The sequence below is a fragment of the Cellvibrio sp. KY-YJ-3 genome, from assembly GCF_008806955.1.
GTDB lineage: Bacteria > Pseudomonadota > Gammaproteobacteria > Pseudomonadales > Cellvibrionaceae > Cellvibrio.
Map to the genome: position 1 here is coordinate 517224 of NZ_CP031727.1, position 24393 is coordinate 541616.

A 24393-nucleotide genomic window follows, 5' to 3' on the forward strand; every position below is an offset into this window, starting at 1 on the left:
ATTGATACGAAAAACTATCAGGGTTTTAAGTATACATTCCAGTTGGAGCAAGATCCGTTAGCATAATATGCGGAACTGCCGGGGTAAAAGGTACAAGTGCGGTTATTCCACCCATTGCTGTAATTGGTATAAACACCAACGACATAAGTGCCCGATGTACATGCAATGCTGTATTCTTGATAAAGATAATATCCTCCACCAGTACTATATACCTGCGTAAAGGTACAACCTCCATAAGAATTACCGAGGACAGGGTCACCATACTCTGCTACTTTTTGATCTGCATGCGCAACAGCAGAAAGACCTAATGCCACTACAATAGCCGCCATAAATTTAAACTTCATATTAACTCCTTGTGTTAACTATTATCGGCCTTGCCTCATGCTTCGCTCTCGGGTGAGTGATAAATTTGGCCGTTATTTATCGCGATCCTACTCCCTTCCTACCGGAACTTTTTAGCGCACCATTTTTATTGAAAAATGGAATTGCCCTGCGACGAGATATACACAACAAACTCACCTTTTTCCGGATTGGGAAAATAAGTGATGGAATAATTTGAATCTGGATTGTTACTAGCTAACACCTGCCACAGTGCACGATAAGCCTTATCGGCACTGGCATCATCCTGAGAAGGGATAGTTATTTTGCACGTCACTGACCGGCAACTCATGTGCGTGGGAATATAAGAGTCGAGCGCAGCGGTATCAGCAAAGATTGACAGTAATTTATTTTCTTCTGTAGCCGCCCATTGGTAATCGACAAGCTCGGCCTCGTAGCGAAGATTGGATTCTTCAATTAAGAATTTGCTATTTTTTTCATTTGCAAACTGTCTGAGGATATTAATCTGTTGCTGTTGTGCATCACGGGCTTTTACCAGCGCCTCTATATCTGCTGTTTGGTGTATTACCTGCACAGCTGGGGAAGTTTCATTGGTCGATGCTGTTTTATTTTCAACAACCACGGACTGATCAGGAGAGAGCGGCGCAGATGCAGGAGGAAATACGGCAAGCGGGATAACATCATCCACGCAAGTATTGGCCGAAAGGTTGGGCGCGATGTAATGATTTTTTGTCACAGTAAACGTTATATAAAACGTCAATGTGACAGTTATAGCGATTATGCTGACAAATTTAAAATTACCCATCCGTAGCACCTGTTGTTATTAACAACCCATAACAACATGTATACTAGACGACAAATAAAACCGCAAGCACAAAACCTAATTTAGATTTTTTTGGCGCGCAAGTTTCTTTTCATTAGAAAAAGAAATTTTACAAAGCCAACAGAGAACCATTTTTTATCAATAAAAAAGCGCGCAGTAATTTTTTACTGCGCGCTTTTTCGCTTCTGGGAAAATATTACTTTTTTGCCACCAACTCAAAATGATCAAGCAATTCCATTGCCGCCACAATTAAATGGTACAGCGTACTGGCGGGTGCGACATCTACGACCACTTCATCATTAGCACCGCGTTGATCAACATAGGAACCCGGTGTTGATGCGCAGAGATAATAGCTAAATAAGTCATCCACGCCTTTAATCGCAATCGCTTCAGCATCCGAATTTCCCTCACGGATCTGCACCAGACTCGCTTTAATTAATTCAGTGATTCCCCAGCACCGTTTGTTGGGGTCAATGATCTCGCCGGTGTAACTCACCGCATCAAATAACAGACCGGATTTATCCATACCAATTTCCAAACCGCGCGCATACAGCGCGTTGGTATAACGGGAAACCGGGCGACCGGTGCGGCGGTGATACCAGTCGAGCAGCCAGACCCACTCCATCATATGACCCGGTTCAACCGTATCGCCTTTGGCATTGGGCAAACGCGTCCAGCTATCGTCAAAAAATTCAAACAAGACACCGTGTTGCTCATCAAAAAAGTGGGTTTGGAATAGCGCAAATAATTCGCCCACCCGCGCCAAATATTTTGCATCACCGGTAGCATCGTAGAGCGCAAGAAAGGCTTCAAATAAATGCATATGCGGATTTTGGCGGCGACAGGCATAGTCGTAATCACCCTCGATCCAACCACCTACTGCAGAACCAAAAGCGGCATCCAAATGGGCGATTAATTTATCGGCCTCCTGAAGATAAGCAGCCTCGTTAAATGCGCGATAACACCAGGCATTGGCGAGCAGGAAAAACGCGTGGTCATAGAGATCCTGTTTGGTATCTACCACCACAAAATCTTTGTTCAATAAGTGGGTATATCCCGCGCCTGCGGCAGGGTGTGCCGCTGCTCCATGCACAAACGCCAATAACTTTTTGGCAATATCCTTACCCTCCGGGCACCAGCCGCGATGGTAGGCCGCTGCAAAAAAGAAGGCTTGGCGAGCCTGTACCCGCACCCGGGTGCTGGACTCCAGGTCAGGTACACCCGCGGGTGTCAGGCGCTCGTAGTTAGCGCCGGTTGTAGGCTCTATACCACGCGCTAACCAGAGAGGCAGGGCATCTTGTTTGATCCAGTGTTCAAGGCGACTGGCCGCCGCACGCAATGCTTGAGACATAAAGAATCCATTTACCGCCAGATGCGGTTGCTGTGAGTTAAGTGGCGAATGGGGATTATGGCTGATTGAGTCGGCATTTTGCGCGGAGCCTTTAACAGGGCGCAAATAAAAAGCCCCGGAAAACCGGGGCAAAAAACACAACAGCGGGCTATGGCTTAACAATTAATCACTAACAACTGTCAGCAGCGACGACAGAAAACAATGGATAAAACCACCATAACTGTAATCGATTACCAACAAATAACCATGAATAAAATGGCCTTAGCGGGGCTTATTATGGATAAAAATGTAATCGGTTACAAGTATTTTGTCATGGAAATCATCAAAGGATTACGATTCGCCATCCATCTGACTGACAGGCATAAAAAAACCCCGGCAAGCCGGGGTTTTACAAGGAGCGTCAAACGCTTACTGCGGTAAAAAGTCGAAGGTTTGATTGATGGTAGTGCGCGCCACATTGGAGGCAGGAAAACTGATCAAGCGAATGCGCTGCAGGATTTTCCCCTCCAGATCGCTATCGCCCAGTTCGCTGGATACCAATGTTGCCTCAACGATTTTACCGCTGGGGTCGATCACAATCTTCACCACCATCTTGCCTTCCAGCGCCGCGTTTTGGCGCAGGGCGCGGTTGTAGATCGAATAGATCGCACCTTTGTGCTGTTCCATGATCTTGCGGATTTCTTCTTCGCTGCGCGCTGCACCGCCCGCACCATTGCTGTTGCCAGCAGTAGCCTGGGTCGATTTTTTGCCCGCTTCGGCCAAGCCGCTTTTCACTTTGGTAGTCTCACGCCCCGAGAGCGCCGTGCCGCCGGTATCGCGACTCAATGCCGCGGTATTAATGCCACCACTGGCGGTTTTGGCGCCACTGGTAATCATGGCGCGATCCAACTGCGCAGCTTCACCCGTACTATTGGTTACTGTAGTCGCTGCCGTTTCCACCGCCGAGGTCTGCATCATTTCACGCATTTCAGCCAGATCGTCTTTAAACTGCATTACACCGGTATTGGCCGCCTGCTCGCGCGCTTTTTCCAGTGCCGCTTTAGGTGGAGCAACAGGTTTTTTCACCGGCTCCGGCGGTTTAACGACCGGCTCCGGCTTTTTTTCTTCCACTTTAGGCTCGGGCTTTTTTTCCTCTACCTTGGGTGGCTCGATAGGTTTCGGGGGCGGTAGCTCTTTCTTTTCCAACACGACCCGCGCCAATTGCGGTGGCAGCTTTTCTTTTTCCGCACGGGTAATCTCAGGCACTTTGCTGAGTGTCACCACAATACTAAGCACCAGCAACACCACAAAACTCACAACCAATATTTTGGTAAATCGCTGATCGTCCTCAATCGAGGAGCTCCAGGGCAACTGTAAATTCAACAGGGGGTTGGCCATCTCAACCCTCCCCATTGTTAGCGGGTAATTCTTTTTTGGTTACGGCCAGCGAAATATCGCGATACTCCGCCGCCGCACAAGTCGCCATCACTTTCTTCAGTAATTGATAAGGCACCTTTTGGTCAGCCATCACCGTAACAGGGCGCCCGGTGAGTTGATTTTTTTCCGTCAATGGCCCGGCTTTTTCGGCGTGATATTTTAATTCCTGGGTGAGCGGCGCAAACTGATCGCCTTCAGCGGCCAATAAATCCGCCACCGAGCCCACTGCCCTGCCAGCCACAACCACGTCGGTTGCACTGATCAATACCAACAAATTTTCTTCCGGAACCTGATCAGACACCGACGCGGGTAACTTGATACTTTTATCCGTTTGCAAAACTTCCACATCACCCGAATTCACCAACAGGAAAAATACCAGAATGGTAAAAATATCCATGAGTGAAACCAGGTTTAACTTGGAACCTTGTTTTAACCGGCGATGATGTTTTGCCATGCGTTTAGCGCGTAGGGATTGCTTCATGGTGTCGCTCCCTGTGCATTGCCACTCACGGCGGAGGTTTGACCACCTGCGGGTGGCGCATCGCCCAATGAAATCTCCGGAAACAATTCCGCATCGACCATGCTGGCGGCAACTACCGCTTTGAATGAACGTACGGTATCCATAGTGCTAACCAGGGTTTGATAGTCGGTATCTTTTTCGGAGAGGATATAAATATCTTTTTTCTGGATACCTTTATCTTCCAACAAGCGTTTGGTTTCCTGTAGCACCGTCGCCAATAATGCGAAGTCATATTGCCCGTCAGCGGTTTTTTCCACCCACTTTAATTTGATGCCCGCCGGATAATTCACTTCAAATTTATCGGCGCGAATAATCAACTCCAATTGCTGCGGTGGCTCTTCGGTTTGCGGCGTGCTTGAATCCGCCATGTCCGGCAATTTGAGATCCAGTACGGTGGTGCGCGCGAGCACCATGCTCATCAACAATACCGGCACCAATATGATCATCAGATTCATAAAGGAGGTGATATCGAGATCTGGATCCTCTTTAAAACGGCGTTTTATACGCATAAGATTTTCCCCAATAAATACAACTGCTGATTGCGCAATAACTGCAACGGGCAGTAAGTTTATTGAGCGGCTTGCTGTGGTTTAGCGGCCGATTCCGGCGCGCGCGTACGCACACTCACTTCACTGGAATGAGCGATAATATTCAGGCACTTCACACCCGCCATTTCCAGGCTATCGATAATCTCGGTAGTTTTACTTTGAATCATGGAGTGAATCAGCAAGAGAGGAATAGCAGCAATCAAACCAAAGGCGGTGGTGTTCATCGCCACGGCAATAGACGATGACAGGAGCGCAGCTTTTTCAGCGGGGTCAGCGCTGGCTACGGCGGTAAACGCTTGAATCAAACCGATAATGGTACCAAGCAAGCCCAGCAAGGTGGCGATATTTGCCAATGTTGCCAAATAAGCAGTGCGTTTTTCCAGGCGCGGCATGGCTTCCATTACACCTTCTTCCATCGCCAACTCAATATCATCGCGACGCGGTGATTGCGCCATGCGAGTAATACCCGCTGCAATAATGCGCGCAATAGGTGCGCTGCTGGTCTTGCCTAAATTGACCACGCCGTTGTAATCCTTTTTTTGCAGCAGCGGCAAAATACGGTCAAACGCCTGGCGGTTAGACGACTTGGCAGACGACAATACCAACCAACGCTCCAATGCAATAGCAATGCCCACTACCAATACAATGGCAATAGGATACATAAAGGCGCCGCCATCCTGAAAAAAACGAATCAAAGTATCCATAACGTCTATTAACCTCACCAGAGAATGTAATTAAAAAATGAATTGATTATTGCGCAGCGTCAAACTCGCCCGCTGCTTCCAAATGACGCTGTAATTCATCGCGTTCCAAATGTCCAAACACTGAATCTGCTTCGCTACCCAACATTTCCATTTCCAATTCGGGGCTGAGCGGTGATTGCCAGGGCAGAATATACATCACTCGCGGCTGTTCCTGATTACCGGTGACGGTGGTGCGCAAATTAATATTCGCCTCACCGATAGCTGCAGAATTTCTCGGCGCCGTATTTTCTGTTGGCTGTTGCGGCGACGTTTGTTCTGGAACTGCTTGCTCCTGATCAATTGGCTCTTGAACAGCCTCTTGCGCGATTGTCGCAAAAGACCAACACATCACTAACGCGAGAAATAATTTATTCATTGCTCTCACCCTCAACCGCTGCCGGAGCAGCCTCCACCGCAGCTTTCGGTTTAGCGGTAATACCCAGGCGACGCTGCAAATCAGCAATCCAACTTTTGGCTTGTTTATCCTCACCGCCGATCAATTCTAAATAGGCCTCATAGTGCGGTAGTGCTTCCGCGCTTTTACCCAGGTACAAATCGTAAAGTATGGCGATATTTTTATGGCTCTCGGCGTGATAAGGCCAAACGCTCAATGCTTTTTTGTAATTGCTCTCTGCTGCCGCAAAATCCCCTGACTCGCGCTGCAGGATTGCCAACTGATTGTAGGCATCCAGGTTTGTATGGTTGGCGGCGATTGCATCGCTGAATGCCTGGGCTGCACGTTTGTTTTCCTGTTGCGCGCGATACACCAACCCCAAATTCAAATGCGCGCCCGACAGCTTTGGGTTAGCGGTGATAATTTTTTGCAGCAAGCCCTCTGCCTGTGCCCACTGTTTGTTGCGCATGGCGCGCGTGGCATCGGCAAATTGTTGGTTGATTTCACGACTCACCGAGGGTTTGTTTTGCAAATAAGGATTCGGCGTAGCGGGGCCCGCCGGCAAAATACTCGCACCAGGCGCGGCGATAGACTCCTCTGCAGCAGATTTACTTTTTCCACCGCTAGATTTTTTTGGTGCAGTGTTAGAGCAGGCCACCAATAAACTTGCCACGGCGATTAATAACCATGTGCCTGCGTATTTAGTGAATATCATTACTCACCTCCACGCGGGTTTCACTTTTGTTGTAGCGTGCGGGCAACAGTTTAGCGAGCGCATCAAAACTGCGTTTAACACCATTGTCATAAGTGCCTTTCCAACTGCGCTGCGCATTGGCTTGATGAATTTCAATCGCTTTCTCTTCGAAGGGATAAGCCTGCTCTTCCAGCAAAATTTCGTATTGTTCCAAGGCCAATTCATCCAATTCTTTGGGGCGCTGTGAGGCCATTAAATCGCGGCTGAGCTGCGCATAAATTTCACCGATTTTAAAACTGGCCTCAGTAGTGAATTCAGCCACGCCATAACCCAGCACTTGTTCCTGCGCTTTGAGTGCTTTTTCCAAGGCCGCGCGTTTGCGCTGCAAACTGTTTTTAAGTGGCAAGGTGAGTTGGATACGCGAGAATTCATCGTAAGCTGGCTGCGCTAATTCTGCTTGTGCACTGGCCGCCAGATACGTGGAGCGATCGGTTTTGGCACTGCCGGCACGCTGATGGCTATTAATAATATTTTGCAGCCAATAATTACGTTTATCGCGTTCACCCGAGGCGCGATACAACTCGGTCAATTTAAATTGCGCTTCTAAATTGTTCGCCAAGGGGCGCGGGTATTCGGTTGCATAACGACGGTACTGTTCAATCGCCTGCGCGCGCTTGCCGGATTTTTCATACAGCTCGGCCCCCATATAGAGCGACTGGCGTTTAACATCCGGATCGGTGCTGGTGCGCTCCATGACCACCAATTCATCCGCTGCTTGTTGCCATTTATTTTGATTTTGATAAATCAGCACCATCTTGGCAGGTAAGGTAGCGGTTAGCGAATGACTGGGATATTTTTTGCGGAAGCCCAAATAAACATTTTCAGCCTGCGCCCATTTTTCCTGCTCAATTAAATACACACCAGCATCGTACTGCGCTTTGGCTGCAATCTCGGTATTGGGTGTGAGTTGGGTGATGCGCATTAATTGTGCGATGGCAGAATCTTTATCGCCAAAGGTCAAGCTGGCTTCAGCTTGCTGATAAATACTTGCGGCAATGCGCTCTTGCACTTGTTGCACACTGGGTGCGCCCGGTTTTTTACCGTAGGCAGGCAAGAGGTTTAACACTTGCATGTAGGCCTGTTCAGCGGCGGCATATTCTTTGGTTTCAAAACGGCTGTGGCCGAGAATCAGCCAGCTTGAAAACAGCAGCGAACCCTCAGCTGCCGGCTGCCACTGGATTACGCGCTCGGCAATCAGTTTGGCGTCTTCATAACTATTCTGTTGCAACAAATCATTGGCGGCTTCCGCCAAGACGACGACTGCGCGTGGATCAGTTTTGTACACATCGGCAAAATTTAATGCATTTTGAATTTTGCGACGCTGCCATTCTTCCTGACGGTTATCCGGCAAACTGCGCGCCGATTGAATTAATTGTTGCGGCAATAAAATCGCTGCATAACCGGCATCGGCGCCGCGCAGTTTATCCATATAACCGTAGGCAACCTGCTCATAAGCTTCCATCGCTGCCGGCAAATCGCCCGCTTCATTTAAACATTCGGCGAGTAAAAACGTCATCTCTGCTACTTGTGCATCCTTGGCAAAGGTTTGCACAAACTCGCGATACCATTTTGCCGCACGCGCAAACGCGCGCATGGCGTCGCTATTATTTTTGGGTTTTAAGGCTTGTGCTTGCGCGTGTTCAAACTGCGCCAATTCCTGTAATGATTGATGCAAATAGGCAAGTGAATTATTGCCTATCACACCTTTGCGGCTAGTCCAATAAAAACTGCTGATGCCATACCGTTCTACAAAATCCTGTTTTGCGGGCAGGATTAAACTGGGGAAATCGCCTTCCTGATAAACATCAATCACTTTAATACTAAAGCTGGGGGCAAAATCGGAATCGGGATTGTGTTGCACAAAATGCTGATAGGTTTCGGCACTGTCGGTAAAACGTTTTTGTTCGAGATATAACTGACCTAATTGTTGGTACAACAAATATTCATAGGGACGGCGACCACCTAATTCAGTTTGCAAACTAACGATGGATTTTGCACCTTCAAGATACGACAGCGATAACCCCATCACGCGTAAAGTATCTTTCACCAAATTCGCTTTGGAAGCACCAATGTCCCCAAGCACTGCGTCCACTTGTTCCGGGTTGGCAGCGCTGCCCAATAGTTGATCCAATACCTGCGCAAATGACAAGAGCGCCAGATCGTAATCGCTGCGTTTAAATTGCGCCCAACCGCGCATATAAAGTGCATTTTGTTTTAGCTCGGGGTTGCTACCATTCACCACCGCCGCATAATTGCGTTCAGCCGCGGCATAGTCGCCATCGGCAAACGATTTTTCCGCGCGCCGAAATTGAGTTTCTGCCATAAAACCGGAATCGGGATTGTTATTAGCCAGTTGATCAAGCACTTGCGCCGCTTCGTCATTACGACCATCCAACGATAAGGCTTTGGCAAGCTTGTAACGCAATTGATCAGCGGCAATACCATTAACCGGTTGCGCGCCTTCACTTTGCAATTTAAGTAGCTCGCTGTACATAGCGACCGGCTTGTCGTAAAAGCGGCGCATGTCGGTAGCATCGAGCTGAGCCTTTTCACTGCGCGCCATTTCCAAATCAGCCAGGCGCACCAAAATTTGCTGTCGCAGTTTGGGGTCATCGGCAACTGACAGCGCGCGTTGATAACTTTGTTCAATACGCGCCACATCCAATACTGCAACTTTTGCTTTGCTATCAGGCAATTTTGCTTCCGGTAAATCGGCCAGGGTTTTACCGCGCCCATCATCGCCCAAGCCAACGTAGCTACAACCCTGCAGTTGCATGCCAGCGATAATTATTAATCCAAGCAGTCGCTTCATTCCGGTTGTCTCCGCAATTCCGCGTCATACAAACGCGCGACCGCAAGATGCGCTTGCGACAAATAACTTTTCAAACGTTTTTCATGGCTCGCCAATTGTTGATCCACCTGCTCGCGCAATACGCGGGTTTGCTGCGCGATTAATTGTTCGGTGGCGTGCAACTGGGTTGCTGTTTCCTGCTGCAACGTTTGCAGGCGCGCCAATACCGGTTGGATATCCAAACTGGTGGCGGTGATCTCATCGATATGGATTTGGGTTTTGATCACGCTCGCCAGTGCGCTATCTATTTGTGCAAGTTCCCGCTGCTGCTCCGCCAGGGCGATAGGATAATGCTGCGCGGCTCGCCACAACAAAATTCCGGCAAACATTTTTTGGCGCTGCGCCAGCTCATCGGTTTGTTGCCCTGCCGCTTGCATGCGCGCGATGGTTTGTCCGGCGCGGGTAACACGCTCCTGCAGTGCACGGGTATCGGCGTCGGCCAACGCGAGATAGTCATCCGCTGCAATAATTTGCTGCAAACGTGTGGCAAATTGATCGCGGCGCTGCTGTAACTGTTGCGCCTGCAGCGCAAAAGCAGATTGGGTTAGCTGTTGCTCTTGGCGACCGCGTAGCGCTTGTTTTTCCAACAACAGTTCACGATAAGCAATCAGTTTTGGCTGCCAGTTTTGCAACAAGCGCTGTAAACGCAATAAATCGCGCAACTCCAAAACCGCCGTTTGAAAACGGGTTTGTGCAAATAATTCGCTCATGTACGCGGAGCGGGTTTTGATAATGCTGGTGCCATCGAGCTTCAACCAGTTTTGCCCATCATCAGCAATTACTGCCGAGAGTCCTTGCCCTTCCTCATCGTTTTGCAACGCCTTGCGCGCCTCTTCCGCGGCCATGGGTTTGGCATCGATTAAAGTGAGCAATTCACCTTCTGTTAGCGTTGCGCGCATATCGCGAATTAATTGAATTTCACGCGCTAATAATTCTTCCGCCAGTTCATAAGCAGCGACGGCTTCGCCCTGCGCATTTAATTTTTCGTAGGCAAAAGGTAAAGCGAGCAGCGATTCCTGCACCGCGGGATAAATCAAACTGCGCGAACGCAATAATTGCCAGGGCTGTAATGCGGTGGTGTACTCTTCTTGCGCCACGGCGGCCCAGCCATAACCCAGCAGCGCTTGATTGGCATAAATGCCATCGAGCCGCACTTTGGTAAATTCACGAATCGCCGCCGCGTATTTTTTTTCCGCGAGATAAGAATAACCAAGCGCTGTGGAGGATTTGTCTTGCAGTGCCCACTGGGTCGCGCGGGTGCGCGGGTCTTTGGCTATATCAATATCCGCCAGCGCATTAAAAAATAGTTGTGCCTGGGTAAAATTACCTTCGCGCGCATGCGCTGCACCCAGGTTATACAGTGCGTAAGGATTCCAGCCACGCAGTTCACTCTGCTCAACGGTTTTGGGCGTGAGTTCAGCGTAGCGCTTGTCACGGATGCGAATATTGATTTGCAAAGCTTGCAGTTGGGCGCGCAATGCTGGTTTGAAATCGGCACTGACACGATTAAAACTTTGCTCGGCAGCGGCCCAATCGCCGCGTGTGTAATAGAGTTTGCCGAGATAAAACCAAGCGGCATCGCGCACTGATTGGGGGCGGCGTTCGTCCTGCAGGATTTGACTGAAAACCGATTCAGCGTGATTTTGCATACCGAAGGCGAGACTGATGCCGCCGGCAATTAACTCCGGATTATCGCTGTGCCCCTGAATGCCGTTGCGCGCATCTGCCACCATTAATTCGGCGATGGCATTGACGTAATCCTGTTGGTAGTAGTGAAAAAGTGCGACGCCGTAGCGCAAATCGGCTACGGCAGTTTTAGGCTTTTCCTCGGCCGCTACGGAAAACGCCGTTGCAAGCAACGGCGATACCAACAGAGCCAGTAATCGACAGCGGAGCAGACGCATTACATCTGCCATTGTTTGATTGAAAATTCAGGTTGCAACTGTGCAGTGGAGTCGACAATTTTTAATTCCAACACCACCGGCTCCTGATTTTTATTGATCGTGATCTTGGCGCCGCGTTTGTAATCCTGCTGCGGACCACGGCCGGTAAAAAACGCGCTGATTTCGTGTTCGCCGCTTTTTAAATTACCGATATACAACCGCTGCACCCCGCCGCGAAACAGCGCGTTGGTTTGTTTGTCGGTGTAGAGCTCACTTGCCACTAACTGATTGTTGATTTCAAGTTTGATGGCATCCAAGGCGAAATACTGGCCCAGATCCATGGAGACATACACCGCAATTTGGGTGCTGGCCGGGTAGAGCAATTCCTCTTCGAGAATAAGTAAATCGCGGTTTAGCGTCAGCACCGATTCTTTCAGCGATTCAACCTGCCCTGCCGTTGCTGGCGCTGCTGATTGCGCCCAGGCATTACCCGCGACTAACTGCCCCCAAATTGCCATCAATAAAAATAACCCAGCCATAGCAAGCCTGTGGCGCAAGAGGTGAAACATGGTCTATCTCCGAAGAATGGATGGATGGCCGCTGAGGCGTCACCCGGCAATCAGAAAGCCCTTAGCATTTTGTAGACCAACTGATTCAACACCGGTAAATGCGCCACATTCTAGAAGCCCGTTCACTTTTTGAATGTGACACCGAGCACAGTTGATCTGGCGCCTCAATTTCTTTTTGGGTTGCACGTGTTTCTTTTTTTAATCCACGAGTTACGTTTTATGTCGCCAACTAACAATTTGCGCGCAGGTTGTACAACAACTCGCCACCTGAAAGCCTAGAGCGTTTTTGCCAGAATGCTAAGTGCTTGCTGGTGCAATTTTATTGGGGATTTTCCAGCCCTTGGCTGTACAGCACTTTGCCCTGACTGGTGATAATTACCGCATCAAAACCGGGCAATTTATTGATCAATGCCAAGCCTTTTTCCGGCCCCATCACAAACACACTGGTGGAGAGCGGATCGGTATCAAACCCCTGTGGGCCGATAATGGTCACGCTGTTGACGCCCGAGGTGGATTTACCGGTGCGCGGGTTAATAATGTGATGGACGCGCTCGCCGCTGTCGGCGATAAAGTAGCGCTCGTAATCGCCCGAGGTGGACACCGCCACATTGTCGAGCGGCAGGCTGATCGCGACTGCATCGGCGCGCGGATTTTTAATGCCAACCAACCAGGGGCGGCCACGTTTGTCTCCCAGTACCCGGCTGTCGCCACCAGCGCTGAGGCTGGCGTGCATAACCCCGTGGCTGCGCAAAATAGCGATTCCGCGATCCACCGCATAACCTTTGGCGATGCCGCCCAAGTCTATGTACAACTGCGGATGTTCAAACCAGAGCGTGCGCTGCTGTTTATCCAGATGAATCAAGCGATAGTTAATTGCCGGTAAGAGTGCAGCACGTTGTGCCTCGCTCGGCGTAAGCTTTTTGCGGTAATCGTAATAGCGCGCCAGGGAGGCGAAGGTGATATCAAACGCGCCGTCGGTGAGACGGCTGTAATAGAGGGATTTATCAATCAGACGGGTCAGCTCTGGCGAAATTACCAAGGGTTTATCCGCTGTGGCCAGTACCGCCTGCTGATTGGCGCGCGATAACTCGCTCGATGCTATGTAGGGGCTAAAATGCTGGTCGATGCGGTGCATTTCCGCCATTACCGCCGCCAACGCAATTGCGGCTTTGGCGTCATCCTCCAGCCAGAATGTGAGGCTGACACGGGTACCCATGACATCCTGTGCATCGCTGTGCCATTTGGCCTGGACACTTGAAGCCAAGAGCAGCAGCAGTGGAATACAGAGGAAACGCATAGCCACCGCCAGTATCAGAGGTTCAGATCAACGCGATAATGGGTTTTACCCTGTTCATCAACCCGGTCTTCCTGTGCAAACATGGCGAGCATATCGATTGCATTGGCCGACTCAAAAAAGGCCTTGGGCGCGGCCACTTCACCATTGATCCGCCCACCACTGGGCGCTGTTAGCTCGACAGCCAAATTCACATCCATCGGCCCGGCCAGTTGGAAAAATTGGGCTTTGATACCGTTGTTGCCATTGTCGGACAACTCAGCCGCGTAACTCCCAATATCCAACCAATTAGAGCCTGTATTCACCCGGGCGCCATTCCAGGTCAGCTTGCCCTTGAGTGCTTGCAATACGTTGCCACGCAATTGCAGTTGATCGATATGGGAGGAAAACTGACCCTGAATCGGAATGGGCAAGTAGGTTTGTACCAGTGCCGCTGGCACCAAGATGTCCGCATTGCGCAGCTGCAAGGTGCCGCTCGCGGTCGCACAAATTTCGCCATCAAACTCTTGTTGCGGCAAGCGGGTAGTCACCTTGGCGCAGGGCGATAACAGCAACAGCGACAGGGGCTGTAATTTCCAGCTCAACTGTCCAAGCGAATACTCCCTTGTAGGTGTGCGCAGGCTGGCGAGGCTGGCGCGTCCATCCCACAGGGTGCCCGTCACACCACTGAGCGCCAAACCGGTACCACGGGTGAGGAAATAGCCACCCCAGATGGCCGGAATATTGGCAATCGCAAAGACCAGAAAAAGCGTAACCCCCAGGGGAATCCACAGTTTTTTACGCGACAGCAGCAGTGCAGTTATACGGCTCATAATTATCTTTTAAGTAGGTGGCAGGCAACTAGCGCTGGCATCAAGCGCAGCGCTGCAGGGCTCAAAGTTTTTGCAGGCGCAGATTGACAGTGACCTGACCGACATCATTAGTTGCGGCAATAGATAGTTCACTCACGCTAATCCCCTGCTTAAACTCCATTTCATACAGCCATTGCATCAGCGCGTCATAGGGTGCACGCTCCAGCCGCACCCGCACTTCACCATTGGCACCGGGGTTGAAACCGCTCATGCTCAGGCCGTTGGCGCGCAGCGATGAATCTATCACCCCACTGATATTGGCCGAGCTCGCAGTATTGCCCTGACTGCGCATTTGCTGGATTTGCGCCGCCATGATTTGCACCTTACCCAAGGCCTGGGTAGAGGCTGTATTAGCCGCCAGCAGTTGATCGCGCTTGTTCTGGATGGGTGTCAGCACTACCAGCCACAGCAGATAGACAGCTACCGCCAACGCACAGGCCAGCAGCATCATTTGCTCGCGGCGGTTGTATTTATTGAGCAGGGTAAATATCTGGTTCATCACAAGCCCCTAGGGATTTTTACTGACTTTGAGGCGTGCCGATTGCACATTGCCTTGGGCATTGGCACTCAATACTTCGGCATTAAGCCCCTGGTCGCGAATTTTTTGGCTCAAGGTTTCAAAGGCCCCAAAAGTATCGGCCTGAATATTGATGTTCAATTCACCCGTATCACCCGCATAGGAAATCCCTTTGATAGTGACGGTGGGAGCCTCGGCGATTTGCGGCAGAGCTACCGCAAGTAGCGCCATCACACTGGTTGACTGCCCCACTGGCTGGCTTTGACGCAAAATAGTCGCCAACTGTTTTTCCGCATCCACTACCCGACCTTGCGGAATAGCGATGCGCGCGGCAGCTTCGATTTGCTGACGAATTTTCAAATTCTCGGCGCCCAATTTATGGATTTCATACAGCAGGGTGCCCAAGTAAACCGCCACACAAACACCGGCAAAAATAGCGATAGAGCGCCACAACTTCCACCAGCGCTCAATGGGCAAACGCTGGGAGAAATCCCCTTGGCAGAGGTCGATAGAGCTATTGCTAAAATCCAATGCCCAGGGGTCCGCAAGGCTTTGGCTGGCAATTTGCTCATGCAAACCGGCGGGAATCATCTCCACCAATGCGGCCAGATCCTGCTCACTGGCCGCGCGCAAGTGCAGCGCAGGTAATTGCTCACCGCGCACCTGATCGGCAAGCAACATCTGTAATGCAAGGCGGCCCTGGGCATAGGCGACACTAAAACCCATGGTCGGCAGGTAGCGTAAATGCAGCTGGCCTTCAAACAACCCCAAAGTCCAATGATTGCCGGGCTGGGTGATTGCATCCAATGCCAGCGGTTGGGTTAGCGGTGCACTCCAGCAACGGGTAACTTCAATCCCCAGCGCCGCCAGTTCGGCAAAGGCCGCTTGCAGCCAGGTTTTATCGGCATAGGCGACAACCACTTTGCCATCGGCAGGTGTGCCCAGCGCAAAGTGCAAGTCTTCCACATCGCCCACCACCGAATCCTCCAGTTGGAACGGCAGGAGGTTGCGCAGATGTTTCTTTTCTTTATCGCTGTATTCAAGTTGGCGGGTATTGACGCGACTACCGGGCAATATCACCCAGGTACTGAGCGGGCTTACTACCTGACTGCTAACCGCTGCACGCAGCGCCTCGCGATCGCCACTGGCCACAGAATCATTCGCTGGCGTACCGTCGGCCGCAAGCCAACACCAACGAAAGCTATCCGCGAGGCTTTTGCCGTCGTCGGAAGTATTTACGGAGAGCACCAATTGCATGGACATAATTTGCTCTAACTCTGCATTCAAAAACGGATTATGGATTGCGACTTAATCGACCAACTCGGTCTTGTCACTGTTTTTGTCCCGCTCATTGCGCACCGAGCTGGGCAACTCAAACACATCATCGCGCTGGATGGCCTTAAGGCTATTATTTTCACCGCGCTGCATGAGGGTGCGCATACTGCGGCGCTGATCCACCAACTGCACCGTTGCATTGAGCCAAAAGTAATCGGTTTTTACCGTCAGCCCATCCAGTACCAGGTTGCGACCGGAAAACAACTTGCTCCAGCTTTCACTGATAACCCCAGGCTCGGCAAAACCGGTTTCGGGGCGATCAGCAATAAATTGCTCCGCCTCTGAGGGGTTCAATGGCTCCAAATTATTGGCGTCATTAAGCGTCAACAACAAGTTGTTGATGCCATCCCCAAACGGGCTGATCGCCTCGATGGTGTTCACATTCATGCCCACCTTGTCACCCGGCAGGGCGGTGATAAACGGCTGCAAACGCATAACCAGCTGCGGCAGTTCGTTAAAACCGCGCACCAGCCGCAACTCATCGACCGACTTAAAGGGTGCATTGGCAGGCAGATAACCGTTTTTCAACCCTTGATAATAATTGGACTCGGCACCGCCCATGCCCGCTTCGATGTCGTCGCCATCAATCCAATCCAGCACCGCTTCGAGCAGGTACTCGGCTTCATTCTGATTGAGTGGCAGATCGGGAAAAGTCTGCAACAAGCGGATAAAACGGCGCTGCGGTTCCGAGTAGCGCTCGGCATCGCCGATGGGCTTGTCCGCCACCAGCGGCGTCAGCAAATCATTTAAATTGAACTGTGCGCTCGCATCCACCAGCTGCGCAACCCCACTCACCCCATCGTCTTCAATCGGTACTTGAGCGTTCCAGTCTTCGCCGAGAAAATCAATATTGGGGTCGTTATCGGCGACACTGAACATCAGCTTGGCGACCTCTTCCGTCCCCTCCAAAAAGGCCCGCGCCTGGGCACCATGCCAACGCGATTCGGCACGCGCCAAACCCAGTTGGTATTGGGCAGCAAATTTCACACTCAGCGCCGCCACCAGCGCCACAATCAACAATACCAGCACCAACACGGTGCCGCGCTGCCCATCAACAAGAGTGCGCCGCATACCAATCAACGTGCGCCACGCGGCGCGATTATTGTTCTGGCAGGGCAAAGAGACGCACACTGGGCCCTACTCCTTTGATATCGATAGTAATTTCTACCGCCAACGGCAAGCCGCCGGCATTTTGTAAACTGCTATCTGGCCACTGCTGTAGCCAATCGTCCGCATATTCGCGCCCTTCGAGCGCACTTTTGCCCTTGGAGGTGATGATCCCCTGATGCAAAAAACGCAGCTGCAGATCATCGACGTCATTCAGCAACAACTGATGAAAGGCATCGTCTTCCATCTCGATATCTGCCAATGCGCGGTTGTATTCGGGCATAAAATCGCGCCACAACTTGCCCTCCACCACACGGTAACTGATTAGCTGTAAATCGCTGCGCGGCAAGTTGGCAAAATTGACCCAACCGCGCCGCTTGAAAAACAGCACTGGCTGATCGGCATTTTCACCGGAGGAGCGCAGGCTCTCGCCTTGAAACAGCGCATTTTGATCATTGGCCAGCGGCATTTGCACATGGCGCAAATCGGCAGCAATAATCTGCCAAGCGCGATCGAGACGATTAATTTCATCCAATACTTCATTGGTGCGCTGGGCACCTTTATCCGCCGCATCCAGCGACTGAAACGCCATTACCGCAATCAGCGCCGAAATAACCAGTGCGATCATCACTTCGAGCAGGGTAAAACCGCGCTGCGCCAAAGGGCGATGTTTACTGCACAATTTCAGGATCACTGATATACCCCGTCAAGCGCGCCAGCGCTGGTTGATCCTGATCCACCATGGCAGAACCGAGCGAAACACCATCGGCAGGCCCCATCAAACGCACCGCAATTTCAACCCGTTTAAAGCCCTGCACGGGCAAGGTATCCAGCGCGAGGGTGGTTAACTGCCATTGCCAGCGCAGGCCAGCCAAATCAACCACACCGGAATCTTTTTCGGGCAATTGGTAACTCGCTAGTGCCTTTTTCGCTTTTTGCTGTTGCAGCAGGCGCACGCGGGCAAGTTCATTTTCTGCCACCCAATAGGCGTAGGTTTTATCGCGGATCGCGGCGGAGCCATCCAACTGGGTCATCACCAGCGTGATTAATGCAGGCAGCGCCATAGCCACAATCATCAGCGCAATCATCGCCTCCAGCAGGGTAAACCCGCGCTCCTGACGAGTGCGAAAAATACGCGTAACAGAAGATTTCATCGCCCACGAGACTCCTCTTCCAGGCGTTTTTCTTCATTGATCCAGCGCAATTCACCGCTGATATCCAGTTCAAAACGCTGGGTTTCTTCGTCGCCATCGCCTTGCAGTTGATCGACAAACAAACTGATTTCAACCACACCAGAGGCGTCGCCACTGGGAAAAAAACCCAGTACCGGTTCCTGGTATTCAAGCTCGGGGTCGTATTCCCACAGCTCTTCATCGATATAAAACTCGAGCACCAAACCTTCATCAAGACAGTGCTGGGACAACTCAGGTACGGCCTGCCACTGACTGTCGCGCACCCGCTGCCACTGATAACACCACTGCGCCAGGGCATCAATATCCTGTGGGGCGCGCAGCTCTACAAACAGGCCGTGAGTTTCGCCTTTGAGCACTGATTGCTCAGCGACATAACCGGCCTGCAGCAAAAACGTTTCCGCCTCTTTTTTACTGCGCTCGGCTAGCGCATTCCCGCCCACGGATATAGAAATCACACTTACCGCCATGCCGATAATAAAGACGACAAAAATAATTTCGATAAGGGTAAAACCCTGCTCGTGGCGGCTCACAATTGTCAGATCCGGGGCGCGCGGTGGTTACTGCTCATCCCATACACTAATGTCGGCATTTTGGCCTTCACCACCCGTCACGCCGTCTGCGCCCAAGCTATAAATGTCGTATTCGCGACCATCTGCCGGGCTCATGTATTGGTAGTCATTGCCCCAAGGGTCTTTTGACAGCGAATCGATATATCCACTGGACTTAAAGTTGCGCGGCACCGGGGCGATAGACGTCTTGGTGACCAGCGCTTCCAACCCTTGCTCGGTGGTCGGGAAGTTAAAGTTGTCGATGCGGTAGAGCTTGAGCGCGGTCTGCAGCGAACTAAAATCGGCGCGGGCTTTCTGTACGTTGGCCTTATCCAGGTTGTCCATCACGTTGGGTACCACAATACCGGCTAGCAAGCCGATAATAATTACCACCACCATGATTTCCACCAGCGTAAAACCCGCTTGGCGCATCCGGTTTTTCATGGCCATTGGTTGCATTACTTTATTCATATAACACTCCTGGAATATCGCTTGTTGTTAGTATCACCGGGTATTAACCCAGTTTGGTCATTTCAAAAATCGGGGTGAGGATCGCTAATACAATGACGCACACAGCCCCACCCATAAAAATAATCGTGGCCGGTTCCAATAAGCCCATGGCGACCCCCAGCATCATTTCCAGCTCGCGCTCCTGATCTTTGGAGGCGTTGTCCAGTTGTTGCGGTAAGGTGCCGTTGGTTTCGCCACTGGCCACTAATTGCACCAGCAAGGGTGGAAAATGGCCCGTATTTTCCAATGCACGGCTTAAACTCATGCCCTCGCGCACCGCAGCGGCAACTTGGTCGCAGGCCTCTTGCAGAATTTTATTGGTCATCACCTGGCCGGAAATATTGAGTGCCTGCAACAGCGGCACGCCACTGGCCGATAACAAACTCAAAGTGGCGGCAAAACGCGCCGAGTTGATCTGCTTCACCAACTCACCAATTACCGGCAACTTCAATTGCACCACGTGCCAGGCACGCAAGCGTTTAGGGTCGCGCATCAGGTGTTTAATGAAGAAATAGAGCCCGATCAGAGCGACAAACAAATAAACACCGTAGTTCAGCAAAAACTCACTGGTGGCGATAAGGCCCTCAGTCAAGGCGGGTAACTCGCGTTTGCCCTGCTCAAAAATTTTAACCAGCTTGGGTACTACCAGCACCATCAGCGCGATGATCACGGCGAGACTGACCACCAGCATTACAATCGGGTAGATCATTGCCATTTTGATCCGCTGCTGCAGCTGCTGACTGGTTTGGGTGTAATCCGCCAACCGCTCCAATACCGGGCTTAAATAGCCTGAGCCTTCACCGGCACGCACCAGTGCGCGATACATATCGTTAAATGCCACCGGGTTATCGCCCAGAGCCTGCGCCAAGCTAAACCCCTCCAGCACTTTGGTGCGTACCTGCAACACTACCCGTTTTACATTGGCTTTTTGCGATTGTTTGGCGGTGGCATGCAGGGCTTCATCGAGCGGCAGACCAGACTTAACTAATGAGGCCAACTGGCGGGTGATAAGACTTAATTCGCGTGTACTCAAGCGACTGGCGCGACGGCGCGACCAGGCTGCAACATCCAACCCGTCACCGGCAGTGGCTTGGGCCTCATTGCCCGCACTGAGCACTTCCAAGGGTTTGAGCTTTTTAGCGCGCAATTGCGTGCGGATATGCCGTTCGGAATCCCCTTCGAGAATCCCCTTAACGGTTTTACCCTCATCGTTCAGCGCTTTGTAACTGTAGGCACCCATGTTTGCGTCCTTACAGTTGTGTCGTCACACGCAGCACTTCTTCAATGCTGGTGATGCCATTAAGGACACACTGACGGCCATCGTCGCTCATGGATGGACTGTGTTTACGCGCCTCGGCCAATAGCTCCTGCTCGCCAGCTTGTTCGTGAATCAGGTGACGCAGGCGCTCGCTGATTTCAATCAGCTCATAAATACCTTTACGGCCACGATAGCCTTGATGGTTGCAATGCTTACAACCACTCGGCGCCGGACGCCAGATAGAGGTGTCCGCCGGCAGCTTGAGCATATCGCGCTCCGCATCACTCGGCAGGTAGGTTTCTTTACAGTGTGAACAGAGCACACGCACCAAACGCTGTGCCATCACCACTTCCAAGCTCGATGCGAGCAGGAAGGGTTCAACACCCATGTCTTTCAACCGCAACACCGCACCGATGGCGGTATTGGTGTGCAGGGTCGACAGCACCAAGTGACCGGTCAAGGATGCCTGAATTGCAATTTCAGCGGTTTCGCCGTCGCGAATTTCCCCCACCATCACCACGTCTGGGTCTTGCCGCAATATGGCGCGCAGACCGCGGGCAAAAGTCATATCGACCTTGGTATTCACCTGGGTTTGGCCGATACCTGGCAACAAATATTCGACCGGATCTTCAATTGTCAAAATGTTGCGACTGCGGGTATTGATGTGGCTCAAGCCCGCATAGAGCGTAGTGGTTTTCCCCGAACCGGTAGGGCCGGTTACCAGAATAATACCGTGGGGTTTGAGCAAGTTTTTGGTGAGGCGCTCATAGACCAGTTGCGGCATTTGCAGCTGCTCTAGGCGCAACTGGCCAGCGGCCTGATCGAGCAGACGCAATACGATGCGCTCACCAAAAGCAGAAGGGATTGTCGATACCCGGATATCCACCGCGTGACCGGCGAGGCGCACGGTGATACGACCATCCTGCGGCAGACGTTTTTCGGCGATATCGAGGCGCGCCATTACCTTCAAGCGCGATACCAGTACCGGTGCCAATTCGGCTTTGGGTGAGAGCACTTCGGTCAATACCCCATCGATACGAAAGCGCACAGATACCCGGTCTTCAAAGGGTTCAAGGTGGATATCGGAAGCGCCTTCACGCACCGCTTGCGAGAGGATGGCGTTTATTAGACGGATAATTGGCGCGTCATCATCGCCTGCGAGCAAGTCAGTGCGGTCGGCCAAGTCGTCGGCCATGGATGACAAATCAAACTCATTGCCCAAGTCCTCAGCGGCGCGCTGGGCGGCGCCATCTCCGCTTTGGTATTCGCGGGTCAAACGCTTTTGGAAATCTTCGGCGGGCAATTCTTCAAATTGCAGGGCTGGCCCCAAAATGCGCTGCAGTTCCAGCAATACTTCCAGGGTCAAGCCCGGTTTGTGCAGGACTCGCGGCAGACCATCGGCCTCAGTCTCATCAAGCATGACGCCGTGGGCAGACGCATAACCGAAAGGTAGGCGCTCATAAACGGCAGGCTCAGGAACTATGGCCTGCTCATCCAGCGGCAGCGCTTGTTCTAAGTGCTCGTTCACCATCACTCCCCTGTAGCCTCAGTGGAATCGGCTTCTGCAGGTAGTGATTGGCGATAGCGTTCAATCTGTTCTTCCCATTCGGGCAAGACTGGAATGTCGCTATTATTCAGCAACAAGCCTTTGTTGCGACGAGTATCAATTTGCTTTTCACGAATCGCTTGATACTTCTCGGCAGTCGCGCCGGTTAATACGCGATCATCGCGAATAATGGTTGGGCGAATGAAAATCAACAGGTTAGTTTTTACTTTTTTGGAGGTCTGGCTGCGGAATAAATGCCCGAGAACCGGAATGCTGCCCAATACCGGCACACGACTGTTAGAGACCAAAACATCATCTTTAATCAAACCACCCAGTACCACGGTTTGGCCATCAGCCGACAGGATTTGGGTTTTTACTTCGCGTTTACTGGTGACGGGGCCATCTTCGGTATTACGCACCACACTGGAAATTTCCTGTTCAATATCCAGTACCACGCTATCACCTTCATTGATATGCGGAGTGACTTGTAATTTGATACCCACATCTTCGCGGTTGATAGTATTAAAGGGACTGCTGAAACCAGTATTTCCCGTGGTGCCCGTGTTACCCAAACCAGAATAGGAGCCGGTTCTGAAAGGAACCTGTTCGCCCACCAGAATGGAGGCTTCGGTGTTGTCGGTAGTCAGTAAATTCGGTGTTGAAAGAATGTTGCTCGAGTCGTCGGTCTGCAGCATTTTCAATACAGCCAAGAAGTCAGTTTTACCCCCCAAACGACCAACACCAAACAGCTGACCGGGAATACCTGCCACACCGGCGGCCAATTGAACCAATGAGTCTCCGGAAGAGCCGTTTTCTTCAATATCAAACGCCGCAGCCCCTACCGAGGCCAACGCACCACTATTGGTAGAACCACCAAAACCAGCATCATCGTTACGGTACATCCATTCAATACCCAGCTCTTTATCATTCCCGCTGGATAGCTCAACAATGATTGCCTCCACTAAGACTTGGGCACGACGGATATCCAGGCTATCCACAATGGACAACAAGGTGTCCATTGTGTCGACATCAGCAGTGATCAGCACCGAATTGGTTGCTTCATCGGCCTGCACCGCAGGTTGGGCAGCGTTAGCGGGAGCACCCTCCGCTTGCTTGCCCTGACCTAAACTTTGCAACATCCCTGAGAGCACCTTGGCCACATCTTCCGCCTTGGCATATTTCAGGTAGAAGACACGAACATTGCTACTTTTGGATTGCGGACGATCCAGGTCATCGATCAAAAACTTGAGACGCTGACGGGTTAGGTCATCACCACTCACAACAACGGCATTGGTGCGCTTATCGGCAACAATTACCGGTGGTGCGGTAGTCATACCGCGGTTGGGATCGGGTTTTTCCAGCTGGGTGAGCATCGCCACTACATCAGCCGCATTGGCGTAGCGCAGCGGAATGACATCAGTATGGGTAATGCCGATTTTATCGAGCTGTACAACCAACTCGCTGATACGCGCCGCATTGGCACGGGTATCGGTAATAATCAGCGCGTTGCTCGGTTCATAGGTGGTGAGGTGACCGTATTGCGGCACCAGCGGGCGCAATGCGGCGAGAATTTTGGCGGCGCTGGTATTTTTCAGCGGAATCACCTGGGTGATATACAGGTCATCGCGATCTTTAATGCTATTTTCGGTGGGTATAGCAAACTGGCGGGCATCGCGGTTCATTACCACACGCACAATATTGCCACTCTCCACTGCGGTAAAACCATGCACATCCAATGAGGCAAGGAAGAGCTCATACAACTCTTTGGCATTCAGTGGACGGGTATTTATCACCTTGATTGGACCGCGTACCTTGGGGTCAATGATGATGGTTTTACCGGTCAAGCCCGCGATGGATTTGATCACATCCTGAATATCGGTATCGTTAAAGTTGACCGACCAGCGCATTTCACCCTGACCCTCAACTGCCTGTACCTGGGCTAGTGAGGTGCCACTCACGCTGATCAACGCCGCAAGCAGCAGGCGCCCCACTGCTTTGCGAAAGATGATCTTGTTATTGTCACGACCATGAAACCGGATCACA

25 protein-coding genes are annotated in these 24393 nt (G+C 51.4%); 1 reads left to right on the forward strand and 24 read right to left on the reverse strand.

All coding sequences use genetic code 11. The features are described from left to right. Window positions 1-17: 17 nt before the first annotated feature. From D0B88_RS02305 to D0B88_RS02315, 3 genes are all read right to left on the reverse strand, one after another. Window positions 18-344 (reverse strand): hypothetical protein, encoded by a 327-nt coding sequence (locus tag D0B88_RS02305; RefSeq protein WP_151054726.1) that lies wholly within the window; start codon window positions 342-344, stop codon window positions 18-20. A 125-nt stretch (window positions 345-469) separates the two neighbouring features. Further along, on the reverse strand, window positions 470-1144 hold the full coding sequence (locus D0B88_RS02310; protein WP_151054728.1) for a hypothetical protein: 675 nt from the start codon (window positions 1142-1144) through the stop codon (window positions 470-472). 214 nt (window positions 1145-1358) lie between these two features. Further along, window positions 1359-2513 carry an AGE family epimerase/isomerase gene (locus D0B88_RS02315; RefSeq protein WP_225318498.1) on the reverse strand — a complete coding sequence of 385 codons (1155 nt, stop codon included), beginning with the start codon at window positions 2511-2513 and terminating at the stop codon, window positions 1359-1361. Between the two features lie 201 nt (window positions 2514-2714). Here D0B88_RS02315 and D0B88_RS02320 point away from each other — a divergent pair, with 201 nt between their 5' ends. Continuing rightward, window positions 2715-2933 carry a hypothetical protein gene (locus D0B88_RS02320; RefSeq protein ID WP_151054732.1) on the forward strand — a complete coding sequence of 73 codons (219 nt, stop codon included), beginning with the start codon at window positions 2715-2717 and terminating at the stop codon, window positions 2931-2933. Here the strand turns inward: D0B88_RS02320 and D0B88_RS02325 are convergent. The 21 genes from D0B88_RS02325 to gspD all read right to left on the reverse strand — a co-directional run bounded on the left by D0B88_RS02325 (window position 2922) and on the right by gspD (window position 24392). Further along, entirely contained in the window at window positions 2922-3890 is a 969-nt protein-coding gene (locus tag D0B88_RS02325; RefSeq protein ID WP_151054734.1) for an AgmX/PglI C-terminal domain-containing protein, read from the reverse strand. The genes D0B88_RS02320 and D0B88_RS02325 overlap by 12 nt on opposite strands. 1 nt (window position 3891) lies before the next feature. After that, entirely contained in the window at window positions 3892-4410 is a 519-nt protein-coding gene (locus tag D0B88_RS02330; protein WP_007639692.1) for a biopolymer transporter ExbD, read from the reverse strand. After that, window positions 4407-4958, reverse strand: coding sequence for a biopolymer transporter ExbD (locus D0B88_RS02335; protein ID WP_007639691.1), 552 nt, complete (start codon window positions 4956-4958; stop codon window positions 4407-4409). The genes D0B88_RS02330 and D0B88_RS02335 overlap by 4 nt, the downstream gene beginning before the upstream one ends. Before the next feature lie 59 nt (window positions 4959-5017). Beyond that, a complete protein-coding gene (locus tag D0B88_RS02340; RefSeq protein WP_007639690.1) occupies window positions 5018-5701 on the reverse strand; it encodes a MotA/TolQ/ExbB proton channel family protein in 684 nt (227 codons plus the stop codon). 46 nt (window positions 5702-5747) lie between these two features. Beyond that, window positions 5748-6116: a hypothetical protein gene (locus D0B88_RS18975; RefSeq protein WP_007639689.1), complete on the reverse strand. Its 369-nt coding sequence runs from the start codon at window positions 6114-6116 to the stop codon at window positions 5748-5750. Continuing rightward, the gene (locus D0B88_RS02350) at window positions 6109-6849 is read right to left on the reverse strand and encodes a tetratricopeptide repeat protein (RefSeq protein ID WP_151054736.1); all 741 of its coding nucleotides are present in this window, start codon (window positions 6847-6849) and stop codon (window positions 6109-6111) included. The genes D0B88_RS18975 and D0B88_RS02350 overlap by 8 nt, the downstream gene beginning before the upstream one ends. Next, window positions 6836-9700 carry a tetratricopeptide repeat protein gene (locus tag D0B88_RS02355; RefSeq protein ID WP_191966498.1) on the reverse strand — a complete coding sequence of 955 codons (2865 nt, stop codon included), beginning with the start codon at window positions 9698-9700 and terminating at the stop codon, window positions 6836-6838. The genes D0B88_RS02350 and D0B88_RS02355 overlap by 14 nt, the downstream gene beginning before the upstream one ends. Further along, window positions 9697-11643 carry a hypothetical protein gene (locus D0B88_RS02360; protein WP_225318499.1) on the reverse strand — a complete coding sequence of 649 codons (1947 nt, stop codon included), beginning with the start codon at window positions 11641-11643 and terminating at the stop codon, window positions 9697-9699. The genes D0B88_RS02355 and D0B88_RS02360 overlap by 4 nt, the downstream gene beginning before the upstream one ends. Further along, the gene (locus D0B88_RS02365) at window positions 11643-12191 is read right to left on the reverse strand and encodes an AraC family transcriptional regulator (protein ID WP_225318500.1); all 549 of its coding nucleotides are present in this window, start codon (window positions 12189-12191) and stop codon (window positions 11643-11645) included. Before D0B88_RS02365 ends, D0B88_RS02360 begins: the two co-directional genes overlap by 1 nt. A gap of 319 nt (window positions 12192-12510) precedes the next feature. Next, the gene (locus tag D0B88_RS02370) at window positions 12511-13488 is read right to left on the reverse strand and encodes an FAD:protein FMN transferase (RefSeq protein WP_151054738.1); all 978 of its coding nucleotides are present in this window, start codon (window positions 13486-13488) and stop codon (window positions 12511-12513) included. 14 nt (window positions 13489-13502) lie between these two features. Continuing rightward, window positions 13503-14297, reverse strand: a complete 795-nt coding sequence (locus D0B88_RS02375) for a type II secretion system protein N (RefSeq protein WP_007639674.1) — start codon at window positions 14295-14297, stop codon at window positions 13503-13505. A gap of 61 nt (window positions 14298-14358) precedes the next feature. Then, a complete protein-coding gene (gspM, locus tag D0B88_RS02380; RefSeq protein ID WP_007639665.1) occupies window positions 14359-14835 on the reverse strand; it encodes a type II secretion system protein GspM in 477 nt (158 codons plus the stop codon). A 9-nt stretch (window positions 14836-14844) separates the two neighbouring features. After that, on the reverse strand, window positions 14845-16116 hold the full coding sequence (gene gspL / locus D0B88_RS02385; RefSeq protein ID WP_040391135.1) for a type II secretion system protein GspL: 1272 nt from the start codon (window positions 16114-16116) through the stop codon (window positions 14845-14847). 45 nt (window positions 16117-16161) lie between these two features. Beyond that, the gene (gene gspK / locus D0B88_RS02390; RefSeq protein WP_225318501.1) at window positions 16162-17319 is read right to left on the reverse strand and encodes a type II secretion system minor pseudopilin GspK; all 1158 of its coding nucleotides are present in this window, start codon (window positions 17317-17319) and stop codon (window positions 16162-16164) included. Further along, window positions 17288-17989: a type II secretion system minor pseudopilin GspJ gene (gspJ, locus tag D0B88_RS02395; RefSeq protein WP_151054740.1), complete on the reverse strand. Its 702-nt coding sequence runs from the start codon at window positions 17987-17989 to the stop codon at window positions 17288-17290. The genes gspK and gspJ overlap by 32 nt, the downstream gene beginning before the upstream one ends. After that, window positions 17967-18449: a type II secretion system minor pseudopilin GspI gene (gspI, locus tag D0B88_RS02400; protein WP_151054742.1), complete on the reverse strand. Its 483-nt coding sequence runs from the start codon at window positions 18447-18449 to the stop codon at window positions 17967-17969. The genes gspJ and gspI overlap by 23 nt, the downstream gene beginning before the upstream one ends. Continuing rightward, on the reverse strand, window positions 18446-19018 hold the full coding sequence (locus D0B88_RS02405) for a prepilin-type N-terminal cleavage/methylation domain-containing protein (protein ID WP_151054744.1): 573 nt from the start codon (window positions 19016-19018) through the stop codon (window positions 18446-18448). The genes gspI and D0B88_RS02405 overlap by 4 nt, the downstream gene beginning before the upstream one ends. A gap of 27 nt (window positions 19019-19045) precedes the next feature. Next, a complete protein-coding gene (gene gspG / locus D0B88_RS02410) occupies window positions 19046-19507 on the reverse strand; it encodes a type II secretion system major pseudopilin GspG (RefSeq protein WP_151054746.1) in 462 nt (153 codons plus the stop codon). Window positions 19508-19550: 43 nt separating this feature from the next. Beyond that, window positions 19551-20786, reverse strand: coding sequence for a type II secretion system inner membrane protein GspF (gene gspF, locus D0B88_RS02415; RefSeq protein WP_151054748.1), 1236 nt, complete (start codon window positions 20784-20786; stop codon window positions 19551-19553). A gap of 10 nt (window positions 20787-20796) precedes the next feature. Next, on the reverse strand, window positions 20797-22335 hold the full coding sequence (gene gspE / locus D0B88_RS02420) for a type II secretion system ATPase GspE (protein WP_151054750.1): 1539 nt from the start codon (window positions 22333-22335) through the stop codon (window positions 20797-20799). Then, window positions 22335-24392: a type II secretion system secretin GspD gene (gene gspD, locus D0B88_RS02425; protein ID WP_151054752.1), complete on the reverse strand. Its 2058-nt coding sequence runs from the start codon at window positions 24390-24392 to the stop codon at window positions 22335-22337. Before gspD ends, gspE begins: the two co-directional genes overlap by 1 nt. Window position 24393: the final 1 nt, after the last annotated feature.